This window comes from Mycobacterium sp. E3298, from assembly GCF_001666895.1.
In the GTDB taxonomy this organism is placed as follows: domain Bacteria; phylum Actinomycetota; class Actinomycetes; order Mycobacteriales; family Mycobacteriaceae; genus Mycobacterium.
Genome location: NZ_LZJB01000548.1, coordinates 1 through 12,756 on the forward strand (window position 1 = coordinate 1; position 12,756 = coordinate 12,756).

The following is a 12,756-nucleotide window of genomic DNA, read 5'->3' on the forward strand; positions in this document are numbered from 1 at the left end:
TCGAACGCCCTCTTACACGCTTCACCCCGAGCGCGGTCTGGGGGCGCCGCATGTTGTCCGCAGGCCGGCCGCACGGCCGATTGTCAGGAATTCTCCAGGCCTTCAGCAGTTCGGACAATTAGCATTCGAATCGTGAACGCGCGGGCCGAAGGCTAGCGAATCGCTCTGGTGGTTCCCCAAGCACCGGAATCGCGATGAGGAAGTCGGCAGCGATATTTGTCGCCGTTGGGACTGTGATGCTCAGCGGAGCGACCGCTCACGCTGACTCGCCGTCTCCCGGCCCGACGCCGCCGCCGGGCACGCCGAAATGCCTGACGTTCGACGGCCCCCAGCTGAACTGGCTGCCGTGCGGGTGGACCACGGACGGGCGGAGATGGACTCCGCCGCCGCCACCGCCGCCCGCGGGCTGACACTGAAGCCTTGAGCGATGCCGACTATTCAGCTTTTCATAAGCTGCAATTTCCCTGCCTTTCCTATTCTTCGTTTTCTCGCCGCGTTTGCGACCGTCGACTGACGGCGGCGTCGCCACCGGCGCGAGGAAAGGAAACGCATCGAATGTCCTTACGTCGCTGGCTAACCCGGTTGGCCGTTCCCGTCACGGCTGGCGCCGCCCTTCTCGCCAGCGCCGGCATCGCGGCCGCCGATCCCCTCGACGACGCCTACCTGGCCCAGCTGCGGGCCCAGGGTTTCAATTGGCCGCCGGAACACGACGCCGCCCTCACGGGAATGGGGCGCCTCATCTGTGACGACCTGGGCTGGGGTTGGACGTATGACCAGATCGCTCAGAGCATCCACGCCAACCTGGATCAACGGAACGTGACGTTCGGAGACGTGCATTCCATGGTGGCCCTCGCGCATTCGACGTACTGCCCCTTGCAGCGGTGTTGGACAGACCACTGCTGAAATTGGCGAGCCCCGGCGGGTTTCGGTAATGGGTCGATAAGGAAGCCGCGGGATCCTTTACGAATTGCCCATCGAGTTCTTGCGTCCATTTCAAGGACGTGGCCTTTGGTCCCGGTGTAGCGTCCCGATCAATTTCATATGGGGCGTGGCAGAAAGACCAGGCGATGAGATCAGCAATCGCGGCCGCGACGGCAGCCGTTTTTGCCTTCGGTCTGAGCACCGCCGCGCCCGCTCAGGCTGAAACGACCGGCACCGTCAAAGCGCCGACCACCAATCGCATGACCGGCCCCACCTCGAAGGCAGGCCAGGAGGGCGTATACAACGCCGGCCAGGTCCTGACCCTCGTTTGCCATACCGCGGGCGAGCCCGTGAAGGGCTTCTTCAGCTACCAGATCTCCAACGGCGGTTGGGACAGCCTCTGGTACAAGACAACTGACGGTCATTACGTCGCCGATGTCGACATCGACACGCGCACTCTCGACGCGCTCGGGCCGGACTGCGCCGGCGGCGCGGCGGCGCCCACCTCCAACGCCGGCGAGGACAAGGCGGCGCACGCCCTCGCGTGGGCGCGCGACCAGATGGCCAGCGACCCGAACAACACCGTGCAGTGCGAGGCGTTCGTCGAACAGGCCTACAACCACGCGTTCCGCTACCCCTCGGCGATGGATGCGTTCAACGACCTCAATCGCAACGGGCAGATCCATACCAGCCCCGACGGCATCCCGGAGGGGGCGCTCGTTTTTACGAGCAATCCCGGGTTCGACCACGGCACCGGACACGTGATGCTCAGCGAGGGCAACGGGCAGTACCTGACCGCCAATTACTTCACCCCGCCGCACATCCGGGAAATAAGGCCGAGCCCGAACGACACGCAAAACATCTTTCTCGGTTGGGCGTACGCGCCGTAGCTGCGACGGCCGGCACCGCCTGTGGTACTCACGACGACATGGACAATCCTTCACCGGGCCCGGGATGGTGGCTGGCGTCAGACGGCAAGTGGTACCCGCAGCAATGGGAGTACACCTGGGATTACCGCGAGGGGGACACCGCGATGGACGAGATGAAGCTGAGGGCCGATGAGCTCGGTCGGCTGGGGTGGGAGATGGTCGGGCTGGACGCCGACCACCGCGGAGCCTTTTCCGTCGCATGTTTCTTCAAGCGGCCGATTGCGCCCTGAACCCGGGCGCGAGACACATCAGTGAGGCGTCGCCGGCACAAGTGGGTAAACAACGCAGTAACGCGCCGGGCGCGTCGGTTGTGCAAACAGCTCACTAGTTGAAAGGCGGCATCAGATGGCTCGTGACGAGGGGGGCCGGTGGGACGTCGGCATCAAGGACGACGCAGTTTTCGTTCAGCGTGTCTCGGACGCCGACGAGCAATTGTTTCTCGATTCGCTGGACTCCGATGAGGCCCGCAAACTAGCCGAGCTGTTGACGAAATTCGCGGACAAGCTCGACAACTCCGACAAATCGGACTCCGAAAAGTCCAAGGACAAGGACAAAGACAAGAAGGACGAGGGCAAGGGCAAGAAGGACGACAAGTCCAAGAAGGACAAGTCCAAGGACGACAAGGACTCCAAGGACGAGGACGACAAGGACGACGAGGACGACGAGGACGACGAGGACGACGAGGACGACGAGGACGACGAGGACGACGAGGACGACGAGGACGACGAGGACGACGACGAGGATTCCAAAGACTCCAAGAAGTCGTCGGACTGAGTCCACTCAAGCCGCGGGCCACTTCGTCGCCCGGCAGCCGTTGTCTCTCAACGAGTTTCGGCCACCGACTCTTCGGCCAGGGTCGCGCTCAGGTTGCGGGTCGCGGAAGCGAGCTGCGCCCCCATGCGGGTTACCGCCGCGCCGCTCATCGGCTCCGCGCTGGGGACCAGGCTGAGCATCAGGGCGATGCGGGAATCGGGTCCCAGGATGGGGGAGTCGATGTGGCTCACCTCGTAGGTGCGGTCCGGCTCCAGGCTGACCGGGAACCAGTCCTCCTGGTGGATCAGCTCGTCGGTCAGTTGCTGCGCCAGCTGGCTGAGCCGCGAGGAACGGACCTCGGCGCTGCGCACGATCAGCGCCAGCTCCTGCAGGCGCAGGTCGGGCAGGAGGTGAAGACCGACCGCGTAGCCGCGCTGTTGTGCTGCCGCGATGGCCCGCCCGTAGCGGTCCCGCACGTCCTCGGGCAGCGCGGCCAGCCAGCGCTCCCGCGCCTCGGCCCCGGCAAAGGCAACGGTCGAGGCGCCGTAGGGCGGGCGATGGGGGAACTGGGTGCCGGTGGGCATCGGATGCCCGCCGCCGCGGCGGCTACGAACCTGATCGACCACCGTCGAGTGGTCCTCGCTCACCGAGAACGCCACGCAGTGCGCGCCCGTCGCGGCCGACAGTTCGGCCATCGCGGAGCGGGCCAGCACCAGCGCCGGATAGCGCCCCGCCGCCTCCCGGCCGAGGCGAACCAGGGCGGGACCCAGGTGATAGGTCTTGCGAACCGGGTCGCGCAGCAGCCAGCCGGCTCGCAGCAACTCGGACAGCATCGAATGGCAACTGGCCTTGTGGACGCTCAACCGGCGCGACACCTCGGCCAGCGTCATGCCCCGGCTCGTGTCGCCCGCGAGCTGCTCGAATAGGGCCACTACCCGCTCGGTTTGTGGGGAGGGACGCGGCGCCATGGGCGCAATGGTCGCATAGTGCGACTGCTTGCGATGTGATAAGCGACTATGTGACGATCGCCACAATGAATGACCTACCGGGCAAGGTGGCGGTGATAACCGGCGGAGCCGGGGGCATCGGCCGGGCCATGGGCAGGCGGTTCGGCCAAGAGGGCATGAAGGTGGTGCTGGCCGACGTCCTCGCCGAGCCGCTGGACCAGGCGACCCGGGCGCTCGCGGACGAGGGCATCGAGGTGGCCGGCGTGGTCACCGACGTCACCGACTATTCCTCGGTCGAGTCGCTCGCCAAGGAGACGATTTCTCGCTTTGGCGGCGTGCACGTGGTGTGCAACAACGCCGGCACCGGCGGGGTCTCCGAGGGTTACATGTGGGAGCACGATCTGGCCGATTGGCGCTGGGGGATCGATGTCAACGTGTTGGGCGTCATACATGGCATCAAGGCCTTCGTGCCCCTCCTGCTCGAACAGGGCGAAGGGCACGTGGTCAACACCTGCTCGGGCAATGGCGGGTTCGCGCCGATCGCTCGCGGGGCCATGGGCGGGCCGGCCACGGCGGTCTACCCGATGACCAAGGCCGCGGTGCTCTGTCTGACGGAGAGCCTCTACACCCACCTCGAGATGACGGGGACGGGGGTGCGGGCGCACGTCCTGTTCCCCGGCGGCTTCTTGAACACCGGCATCTGGGAATCGTGGCGACACCGACCGCGGCGCTACGCCGCGACGCAGCAGCGTCAGACACCCGATCAGACCTTGGCCAAGGTGGTGGCCCGCTTCGAGGCCGCCGGTGCGCATGTCGAGTTCACTCCGCTCGAGACGGTCGCCGACCTGGTGGTGGAAGGCATTCGCGCGGAGCGCTTTTGGATGGTGGGGCCACCCACACCGGCCGATCAGGTCGTGAGCCGAAAGGCGGCCTCGATCCTGAATCGCGGCACACCCGATTACCTGGTCGACGTCCTCGGCCGAAGCGCCGAGCGGGCTGAAGAGACGGAAGGAGAAAAGCGTTGAGCAACAGGGAAATCCGCTACGGTCCTCGCGCACCGGAGGCGCAGGTCGACCATGAGATCGATGCCACCAAGGCGCCCATCGCCACCGAGGCGGTGACGGTCACCTACCTCACCGATCCGGACATCGTCGCGGCCGTGCTGCCCAAGCCGCTGCAGCCGGGGGCCGAACCGCTGGTGCGGGTTCAGCTTCAGCGCGTGCGCATCGAGGGCAGGCCGCCGTTCGGGTCGGCGGTGTTCTCGGTGGCCGCCCGGCACGGCGAACGCGAGGGCGACTATCCCCTCTTCATGCCCCAGTCCACCGAACAGTCGGTCACGGGCGGGCGCGAAACATTCGGCGAACCAAAGAAACTGGCCCACATCGAGGTGGAGCGCGACGGTGATCGCGTCACCGCCGCCGTTGACCGCTTGGGCTATCAGCTCATCAGGGTGGTCGGGCAGGTCGCCGGCCCGGCGGAGCTGCCGCCCGACCAGGTGAACACCGAGTTCTACTTCAAGTTCCTGCGCGCCCCCGACGGCGGCGGTATCACCGACCCCCACCTGGTCTACGGCGAATACCATCGGCACTACGAGCTGTTGGAGAACATCGACGGCACCCTCGAGTTGGGGGAGTCGCCTCTTGACCCGGTGGCCGACATCGTGATTCGCGAAATCCGGTCGATCACCTGGTGCCGTCGGCGCACCATCCAGGTGGGCCGGATCGCGGCCCGCGTGCCGCAGGAATGGCTGCTGCCGTACGTGCACCAGCGCTACGACGACGTGGCCCTGCTCGCCGCCCCCGGGCCCGAGCCGGCGCGGGTGTAGGCGCATGGACCGGTACACGGTCATCTCGGCCGATTGCCACGCCGGCGCTGACCTGCTCGACTACCGCGACTACCTCGATCCGCACTATCGGGATGAATTCGACAGCTGGGCAAGGACATACGTCAACCCGTTCGGCGACCTCAGCGAGCCCGACGCCGAGCACAACTGGAACAGCGACCGGCGGAACTCGGAGCTGGACTCCGACGGCATCGCGGGGGAGGTCATCTTCCCCAACACCGTGCCGCCGTTCTTCCCGCACGCGAGCCTGGCCGCCCCTCCGCCGGAGACCGCGCGGGAGCTCGAGCTGCGCTGGGCGGGCCTGCGCGCGCACAATCGCTGGCTGTCCGACTTCTGCTCGTTGTCACGCGAGCGGCGGGCCGGCGTCGGCCAGATCCTGCTCGGGGATCTCGACGAAGCCATCGCCGAGCTGGCGCACATCGCCAAGCTCGGCCTGCGCGGCGGGGTGTTGCTGCCCGGAATCGCCCCGTGCACCGGCCTTCCCCCGCTCTACGCCGAGCATTGGGAACCGCTGTGGGCGGCGTGCGCGGAGGCGGGCCTGGTGCTCAACCACCACGGCGGCAACGCCGGCCCCAGCCCCACGGACGGGTGGGGCAGCTCGTTCGCGGTGTGGGTGTACGAGACGCACTGGTGGGCGCACCGGGCGCTGTGGCACCTGATCCTCAGCGGCGCACTGGATCGCCACCCGGACCTCACCGTGGTCTTCACCGAGCAGGGCGCCGGCTGGATACCGGCAACCCTCGCTTCGCTCGACGTCGCGGCGGCGCGCTACGGGCGTGCGAGCTCGGCGATCGCCCGGTTCGCCGGGCCCACCGCCGGTTCGCTGCGTCTCAAGCCCAGCGAGTACTGGGCCCGCCAGTGTTACGTGGGCGCCAGTTTCATGCGTCCAGTCGAATGTGCCGAGCGCCAGGCAATCGGCGTCGACCGAATCATGTGGGGGAGTGACTACCCGCATTACGAGGGGACCTTCCCCCACAGCCGAGAAGCGCTGCGGCACACCTTCTCCTGCGTCCCGGCCGACGAGGTGGCGGCCATCGTGGGCGGCACCGCGGCGGCAGTCTACGGCTTCGACCTCGAGGCGCTCGCGCCGCTGGCCGACCGAATCGGCCCGACCGTGGCCGAGGTCGCCGAGCCTCTGACCGCCGTGCCCGCCGGCGCGAGCAGCACCGCCTTCGAGCCCGACCCGATCCGTACCTGGTAGCGAAAGGACGCCCACCGTGGACCCGTACGTCATCATCTCCGCCGACACCCACGCCGAGCTCCCGACCGAGCGATACCGCGAATACGTCGACCCCGAATACCGGGACGACTTCGAGACCTACCTGGCCGAGAAGACCGCCGCGGCGCAGGCCGGTGGATTCATCGACGAGCAGTTCGCGCAGGAATGGTTCTCCGAGAACGGGGAGGGCATCGCGGGGGGATGGGATGTGGCGCTGCGCGACAAGGAGCTCGACGGCGACGGGGTGGTCGGCGAGGTCATCTTCCCCGACGCCGACGCGGTGACCGGGGTCGCCGGCGCGCCGTTCGGGGCCGGCCTGGGCCAGTCGGGCGACCTGGACCCCGGGCGCGCCATGGCCGGGGCGCGGGCCCACAATCGCTGGTTGGCCGAGCTGTGCAGCCACAGCCCCGAACGTCGGGCCGGGGTCGCGGTGGTGCCGATTCTGGCGGACGTCGACGCGGCCGTCGCCGAGATCACTCGCGCGGCCGAGTCCGGGCTGCGGGGCGGGATCCTGATCCCCGCGCGCTGGGTCGGCTATCCGCCGTATCACGACCGCCGCTACGACAAGGTCTGGGCCGCCTGCCAGGACCTGCAGATGCCGGTGCACACCCACTCCGGTCCGGCCCCCCAGGAGGAGTACGGCGGGCACCTGGGGATCTATGTCACCGAGGTGCGCTGGTGGGGGGCCCGCCCGATGTGGTTCGCGTTGTGGTCGGGAGTGTTCGAGCGATTCCCCCGGCTGCGCTGGGGCGTCACGGAGTGCGGCGCGTTCTGGGCCAACGATCTGCTCTGGCTGATGGACACGCGGTACCTGCGTGAGCATTCGGCCAAGAAGATGAGCCATCAGATGGAGGGCGACCTGACGATGCCGCCCTCGGCCTACTTCGACCGGAACTGCTTCATCGGCGCCACCACCACCGAGCGCCGGGAGCTGGCGCGGCGCTACGAAATCGGCGTTTCGAACCTATTGTGGGGCAACGACTTCCCTCATCCGGAGGGGACGTGGCCGCACACCCTCGACTGGCTGCGCCGCTCCTTCTGGGACATCCCGATCGAGGAGACCCGGCACATGCTCGGTCTGGCGGCGGCGGAGCTCTACAACTTCGATCTGGGTGCCCTCTCCGGGCTGGCCCGGCGCATCGGCCCGTCGCCGGAGGACCTGGGTCAGGACGACGCCGTCAGCATCCCGAAGTGGGAGGCGGCCCGCCGGACCGGACGCCACTGGCTGACGGACGCGGAGCCGATTCCCGATTTGGTGGAGAGCTGAGGGGAGCGAATCTTCTCGCGAATGCCGACAATCGGCCAGAACCTTGCCCGCGATGTATCGGCGGATGACTATTGAAGAGGTACGGCCGCAGAGGAGAAACAATGGCATCGCACCGCTGGAAAAATTTCGTCGGTGTATGCGCCGCGTTGCTGCCGATCACGCCGTTATTTCCCGCTACCGCCCTCGCCGACAATCCGTCGTGGAACGGCCAGTACGCCATCACGTTCATGGTTGGTCCCAAGGCGGGCACCAGCATGGCGGTGGGCAATCCCGAGGTTCAGCACACCGAGATCTACGGTTTGCGCTCGAGCTGTACGAACGGGAAGTGCGTCGCCACGATCGTCAGCGGCCCTCCACCGACCAACCCGACGGTTCCGCAGCCCGTCCAGTTCACCTGGGACGGAAAGTCGTGGTCGCAAACCAACGATTTCCAGTGGGACTGCATGATGCCCGACACGTCGATCCAATGGAATCCGGCGCGAGCCACGGTCACCTACACGCCCCAACCCGACGGATCGCTCGACGGTCTGATGCACACCGACATTTTGAGCGGCGCCTGCCAAGGCACGATCGACATGGACATGAAGGCTGAACGCGTCTGAATTCACCCCGACACCGCGACGGCTCAAATTCCGCAAACCCGAGACACCCTTTGGCCGCCCGAATAGCCTCGATCTAGGTTTGGGCGCAACCCACTCCGGCTCTCTTGTAACGAATCCGGAATAGATATCGAAAACTGTCCAATCGGCGGGGATGGTCCACCTGCAGGGCGCACCCACCGGGGAATGCGACCGCAAAGGAAGATCATGACCACACCCGACCGCCCCACCCACCCAAGACTGACAAGAGTGGCCGCCGGCGCAGCTCTCGCCGGCGGATTGGCGATGGCCGTTATGGGGCTGACCGCGGCCACGGCCAACGCCGATCCCGCGCCGCCAAACACCCCCAGCCCAAACCCCACCGCTGCTCAAAATCCGCATTCGGAATCGGGGCTCTGCAACCAAACCGTGGTCCCGCGCGGCGCCCCGGCGCCGCCCCCGGGGTACTGCGGGTAAGGGTCGACCAATGAACTGGGCGACGCTGCTGACCAACGCGCTCGTACCTCTCGCGTCGGTGATTTCGAGCGCCACCGTCGCGATCTGGACGAAGCGCATCGACGCCAGGAACAAGGAGGAAGACCGCCGCCACGAACGCGTCCTCGACTTCGAGAAGCGGGCGGCCGACGACAAGAAGGCCGTGTTGAAGTCGCTGATTTCGGCGACCATCTACGTCAAACGGGCGGCTCAATACGAGGGGTCCGGCACCGCCGAGGAGGTCGCCAGCCAGCGCCGCGCCGAGGCCATCCGAGAGCTCTACGACTTCCGCATGCGTCTCGGCCTCGACGACGGGGTGGCCGAGCTGATGGTCTACGCCGCGCCACCGGTGCGCGACGCGGTAAGTCTTCTGCTCGACGAGTGGGACCGTCAGTTCCGGGAGCATGGGTATTCGCTGACCCAATTGGATTCGTGCAAGCGACAATTGGCGCAGACGACGGCCTGCCCCGCCCCGCAGGAGGACGTCACCGTGTACTACGAGGGCGAACTCAAATGGTCGGAGCTGAGGAGGGTGGAGATGGGGTGGCTGGACCGGTTGGGCCGGGACTCGGATCTCGACCTCGAGGCACTCGTGGAGTTGTGCGACCGCACCCTCGAGGCGGCGCACAGGGACTTGCGCGGCGGATACGGGCTCGACTTCTGACTCCTGCCGACGCCGGGATGCTCCCCCCTGCCGACCGGGCGTAAACCGTCTGCTGGTTTTTCGGCGTTGCGGCTGGGTACCCTTATCCCGTGCGCTTCGTTCCCGTTGCCGCTGCAGTCGGAGTAACCGTCGCGATGATGGCGGCGGCGCCCGCTCGTGCCGATTTGAGCGGTTACGGAAATTGCGTGGGAAGCATTACGCAAATCCCGCTGTCGGAACACGATTACCAGAACCAGCAGCTCCTCGGGGTCATTGAGCAGGATCTCAACTCCGGTGTTTCTCCGGCTGCCGAAGCGCAGCGGGTGTCCCACATGGGGTTCGACCCGCGCCTGGCCAATCGGATTGTGGAGTGCGTGGTTCAGGAACGCCCGTAGGCCGGCGCGACTCAGTCGGGTGACCCACACGTGGGCCACCACCGCGTTTCACGGTGGCGGCCCGGCGGTGTCAGTGTGATCGCGCGGCCTACGCCTTCCGGGTCAGCACCGGCAGGTGGTTGGGCGGTGAGGCCGGCGGACGGGGGTGCGTGCGCGCCGGCGCGTCGGTGACGACCGTCTTACCGTTGGTGCACGTGACGAGCTTTCCGGCGACGATGACGCCCTGGCCCTCGTCGATCGGGATGTCGTAGCCGTCCGGGTCGGTGTAGTGGCATCCGCCGCCCCCGCCGGTGGGCCCGTTGGGCTCGGCGAAAGCGGTGGCAGGCGCCACCGCGACAATGGCCAGCGCGCCGAACAGCGTGGCGGCGTACCGGAAACGAATCGATCTGCGGGCGGTGTTCTTCATGGTGATCTCCTGTAGGTCGTCGCGGCCCGTCGTTCGGGCTGCGTTCATCGACTTGGAGCTACCAGGAGCACCGAAGGGGACACTTTCGCCGATCCAAAGGTGGCACTTTCGGTACCTGTATCGCCAGGGTCTCCCCAGGGCCCCGACATGCCTGTCAACCTGGTTTAGATGACGGAAAACCAAGTCGCATCGCGCACAAGCCTTTTCGATCTCAGTGGAAAGTACGCACTGGTCACTGGTGGCACCAGGGGTATCGGGCTGATGATAGCGCGCGGCCTTCTGCAGGCGGGCGCCCGCGTCGTCATCAGCTCACGCAATGCGGACGCGTGCGCGGAGGCGCGGCAGCAGTTGTCGAAATTTGGTGACATTCAAGCGATCCCCGCCGACCTGTCAAGCTACGAGGAGTGTCAGCGCCTCGCCAATCTCGTGACGTTGAACTCGGAACGCCTGAACATTTTAGTCAACAACGCGGGAGCGATGTGGCGCGAACCGCTGGCAACGTTCCCAGAGGAAGCCTGGGACACCGTGATCGACATCAACCTCAAGTCGCCGTTCTGGCTGGTGCAAGCGCTGCTGCCCGCACTTCGCAGATCGGGCACAGCCGATGATCCCGCTCGGGTCATCAACATCGGCAGCATCGCCGCCATCCACGTCGCCCAGTCGCCCAACTATTCGTACGCCAGCAGCAAAGCGGCACTTCATCAACTCACCCGAGTGCTTGCCAGGGAACTCGGCCCGCAGCACATCACGGTGAACGCAATAGCGCCGGGCCCCTTCCCGTCGCAGATGATGGCGTCGACGCTCAATGCCATCGGTGACGCGATTGCGGCGGCGGCCCCGCTGCGTCGCCTCGGCCGCGACGACGACATGGCGGGTGTCGCCGTGTTTCTCGCTAGCCGGGCCGGGTCCTACCTCACGGGCACCATCATCCCGGTAGACGGCGGCATCGCGACGACCGCGTCGGGTACTTAGGCGCCGGCGCCAGGCTTTCCAGCGGTCCCTCGTGCACACCTGTAAGCCAGGTCTCAACGCAGTCATCGGGGCACTCGCAGTGCCTCCCTCAGATTGCAGAGCGGGCCTACGGTAAGGGGATGGCCACGATGGATCTACGCGCCGAGATCCGGGAGTTTCTCAGCTCGCGTCGCGCCCGCATCGCACCCGAGCAGGCGGGCCTGACCGCCTACGGCGGCAATCGTCGGGTCAAAGGTCTGCGTCGCGAAGAGGTAGCGCTACTGGCGGGCGTATCTGTCGACTACTACGTGCGCATGGAACGCGGCAGCCTCGCCGGCGCCTCCGACGGCGTGCTCGACGCGTTGGCCTCTGCCCTGCAACTCGACGAGGCCGAGCGTGACCACCTGTTCCACCTCGCACGCCAATCCGGTGGGCCAAGCCGCCCACGCCGGCACAAGCCGGCCGTGACGGTGCGCTCGACACTGCAGCAGGTGCTCGACGCCATCTCCGATGCGCCAGCCTGTATCCACAACGGCCGTTATGACGTGCTCGCCATGAATCAACTAGCCCGCGCGCTGTTCTCACCGGTGCTGGCCGATCCGCGACGGCCAGCGAACACAGCACGGTTCGTCTATCTGCACCCCGAGGCGGCCCGAGAATTTTTTGTCGACTACGACCAGATCGTCAGGGACGCGGCCGCGAAGCTGCGCATGGAAGCCGGCCGCAATCCGCACGACGAGGAGCTGATCGCCCTAGTCGGCGAACTGTCAACGCGCAGTGAGCTATTCCGGCAACGGTGGGCATCTCAGGACGTGCGGCTGCACCGGTCGGGCCGCAAGCGTTTGCACCATCCAGTCGTGGGTCAACTCGACTTGGACGTCGAGTCTTTGGAACTGCCCGACGAACCCAACCTGCGCCTCAACGTATACACCGCTGCCGCGGGTACGCCGACCGCGGATGGTCTAGCGCTACTAGCGTCGTGGGCGGCCACCCAACAGATGCTGGCGACCGAACTCTAAGCACCCGCAATCGCTGCTTCCCCCGCGAAGGTGGGTAAAGCGTCGACGTTGGAAGCTCGGGTGATTAACGTCCTTCGGTGCATGGAATTCTTCAGGTTTCCCTTCGGTGCATGGAATTCTTCAGGTTTCGCAGATCCCGAGCACTTCGAGCGGATGTGTAGAGCCAAAGAGGTGGATCCAAGCGCTATTTGGTGACTCAGTTACGGGGCCGCTAGCCGCGCGGACGGTGCAGGGCAAGACGATGGTGTGTGTACATCACCATGAGTTGAACCATACGAACATTTGGGAATACCCCGCTGAGTAACCGTTTGGGTGCACCGTCCGCGCGGCTAGCGGCCCCGTAACTGAGTCACCAAATAGCGCTTGGATCCACCTCTTTGGCTCTACACA

General features: G+C 66.3%; 15 protein-coding genes. 13 read left to right on the plus strand and 2 right to left on the minus strand.

Features of this window, described 5'->3' with window-relative positions:
- Positions 1–555: 555 nt before the first annotated feature.
- The 4 genes from A9X05_RS25110 to A9X05_RS31815 all read left to right on the plus strand — a co-directional run bounded on the left by A9X05_RS25110 (position 556) and on the right by A9X05_RS31815 (position 2,624).
- Entirely contained in the window at positions 556–903 is a 348-nt protein-coding gene (locus tag A9X05_RS25110) for a DUF732 domain-containing protein (protein ID WP_067784756.1), read from the plus strand.
- A gap of 164 nt (positions 904–1,067) precedes the next feature.
- Positions 1,068–1,811 carry a hypothetical protein gene (locus A9X05_RS25115; protein WP_067751525.1) on the plus strand — a complete coding sequence of 248 codons (744 nt, stop codon included), beginning with the start codon at positions 1,068–1,070 and terminating at the stop codon, positions 1,809–1,811.
- A gap of 38 nt (positions 1,812–1,849) precedes the next feature.
- A complete protein-coding gene (locus A9X05_RS25120; protein ID WP_067751528.1) occupies positions 1,850–2,080 on the plus strand; it encodes a hypothetical protein in 231 nt (76 codons plus the stop codon).
- A 115-nt stretch (positions 2,081–2,195) separates the two neighbouring features.
- A complete protein-coding gene (locus A9X05_RS31815) occupies positions 2,196–2,624 on the plus strand; it encodes a hypothetical protein (protein ID WP_067784759.1) in 429 nt (142 codons plus the stop codon).
- 47 nt (positions 2,625–2,671) lie between these two features.
- Here the strand turns inward: A9X05_RS31815 and A9X05_RS25130 are convergent, their stop codons facing one another.
- Positions 2,672–3,571 carry a helix-turn-helix domain-containing protein gene (locus A9X05_RS25130; protein ID WP_067784764.1) on the minus strand — a complete coding sequence of 300 codons (900 nt, stop codon included), beginning with the start codon at positions 3,569–3,571 and terminating at the stop codon, positions 2,672–2,674.
- A 65-nt stretch (positions 3,572–3,636) separates the two neighbouring features.
- Between A9X05_RS25130 and A9X05_RS25135 the strand changes: the two genes are divergently transcribed.
- The 7 genes from A9X05_RS25135 to A9X05_RS25165 all read left to right on the plus strand — a co-directional run bounded on the left by A9X05_RS25135 (position 3,637) and on the right by A9X05_RS25165 (position 9,990).
- On the plus strand, positions 3,637–4,575 hold the full coding sequence (locus A9X05_RS25135; RefSeq protein WP_067784766.1) for an SDR family NAD(P)-dependent oxidoreductase: 939 nt from the start codon (positions 3,637–3,639) through the stop codon (positions 4,573–4,575).
- Positions 4,572–5,375, plus strand: a complete 804-nt coding sequence (locus A9X05_RS25140) for an acetoacetate decarboxylase family protein (RefSeq protein WP_067784769.1) — start codon at positions 4,572–4,574, stop codon at positions 5,373–5,375. Before A9X05_RS25135 ends, A9X05_RS25140 begins: the two co-directional genes overlap by 4 nt.
- A gap of 4 nt (positions 5,376–5,379) precedes the next feature.
- Positions 5,380–6,594 carry an amidohydrolase family protein gene (locus A9X05_RS25145; RefSeq protein WP_067784772.1) on the plus strand — a complete coding sequence of 405 codons (1,215 nt, stop codon included), beginning with the start codon at positions 5,380–5,382 and terminating at the stop codon, positions 6,592–6,594.
- Between the two features lie 16 nt (positions 6,595–6,610).
- Positions 6,611–7,879, plus strand: a complete 1,269-nt coding sequence (locus A9X05_RS25150) for an amidohydrolase family protein (RefSeq protein WP_067784775.1) — start codon at positions 6,611–6,613, stop codon at positions 7,877–7,879.
- Between the two features lie 101 nt (positions 7,880–7,980).
- Positions 7,981–8,481: a hypothetical protein gene (locus A9X05_RS25155; protein ID WP_067784778.1), complete on the plus strand. Its 501-nt coding sequence runs from the start codon at positions 7,981–7,983 to the stop codon at positions 8,479–8,481.
- 463 nt (positions 8,482–8,944) lie between these two features.
- Positions 8,945–9,616, plus strand: coding sequence for a hypothetical protein (locus A9X05_RS25160; RefSeq protein WP_067751552.1), 672 nt, complete (start codon positions 8,945–8,947; stop codon positions 9,614–9,616).
- Between the two features lie 89 nt (positions 9,617–9,705).
- Positions 9,706–9,990: a hypothetical protein gene (locus A9X05_RS25165; RefSeq protein ID WP_156736970.1), complete on the plus strand. Its 285-nt coding sequence runs from the start codon at positions 9,706–9,708 to the stop codon at positions 9,988–9,990.
- A gap of 88 nt (positions 9,991–10,078) precedes the next feature.
- Here A9X05_RS25165 and A9X05_RS25170 read toward each other — a convergent pair whose 3' ends face one another.
- Positions 10,079–10,444 (minus strand): hypothetical protein, encoded by a 366-nt coding sequence (locus A9X05_RS25170; protein ID WP_231969363.1) that lies wholly within the window; start codon positions 10,442–10,444, stop codon positions 10,079–10,081.
- A 120-nt stretch (positions 10,445–10,564) separates the two neighbouring features.
- Between A9X05_RS25170 and A9X05_RS25175 the strand changes: the two genes are divergently transcribed.
- Positions 10,565–11,368, plus strand: coding sequence for an SDR family oxidoreductase (locus A9X05_RS25175; protein WP_067784784.1), 804 nt, complete (start codon positions 10,565–10,567; stop codon positions 11,366–11,368).
- Between the two features lie 119 nt (positions 11,369–11,487).
- Positions 11,488–12,366 carry a helix-turn-helix transcriptional regulator gene (locus A9X05_RS25180; RefSeq protein ID WP_067784787.1) on the plus strand — a complete coding sequence of 293 codons (879 nt, stop codon included), beginning with the start codon at positions 11,488–11,490 and terminating at the stop codon, positions 12,364–12,366.
- The last annotated feature ends 390 nt before the right edge of the window (positions 12,367–12,756 follow it).

What these genes read in the sequence shown, in the direction of transcription:
- A9X05_RS25110 (WP_067784756.1), top strand. Translation starts at nt 556, where the DNA reads ATGTCCTTACGTCGCTGGCTAACCCGGTTGGCCGTTCCCGTCACGGCT.
- A9X05_RS25115 (WP_067751525.1), top strand. Translation starts at nt 1,068, where the DNA reads ATGAGATCAGCAATCGCGGCCGCGACGGCAGCCGTTTTTGCCTTCGGT.
- A9X05_RS25120 (WP_067751528.1), top strand. Translation starts at nt 1,850, where the DNA reads ATGGACAATCCTTCACCGGGCCCGGGATGGTGGCTGGCGTCAGACGGC.
- A9X05_RS31815 (WP_067784759.1), top strand. Translation starts at nt 2,196, where the DNA reads ATGGCTCGTGACGAGGGGGGCCGGTGGGACGTCGGCATCAAGGACGAC.
- A9X05_RS25130 (WP_067784764.1), bottom strand. Translation starts at nt 3,571, where the DNA reads ATGGCGCCGCGTCCCTCCCCACAAACCGAGCGGGTAGTGGCCCTATTC.
- A9X05_RS25135 (WP_067784766.1), top strand. Translation starts at nt 3,637, where the DNA reads ATGAATGACCTACCGGGCAAGGTGGCGGTGATAACCGGCGGAGCCGGG.
- A9X05_RS25145 (WP_067784772.1), top strand. Translation starts at nt 5,380, where the DNA reads ATGGACCGGTACACGGTCATCTCGGCCGATTGCCACGCCGGCGCTGAC.
- A9X05_RS25155 (WP_067784778.1), top strand. Translation starts at nt 7,981, where the DNA reads ATGGCATCGCACCGCTGGAAAAATTTCGTCGGTGTATGCGCCGCGTTG.
- A9X05_RS25160 (WP_067751552.1), top strand. Translation starts at nt 8,945, where the DNA reads ATGAACTGGGCGACGCTGCTGACCAACGCGCTCGTACCTCTCGCGTCG.
- A9X05_RS25170 (WP_231969363.1), bottom strand. Translation starts at nt 10,444, where the DNA reads ATGAACGCAGCCCGAACGACGGGCCGCGACGACCTACAGGAGATCACC.
- A9X05_RS25175 (WP_067784784.1), top strand. Translation starts at nt 10,565, where the DNA reads ATGACGGAAAACCAAGTCGCATCGCGCACAAGCCTTTTCGATCTCAGT.
- A9X05_RS25180 (WP_067784787.1), top strand. Translation starts at nt 11,488, where the DNA reads ATGGCCACGATGGATCTACGCGCCGAGATCCGGGAGTTTCTCAGCTCG.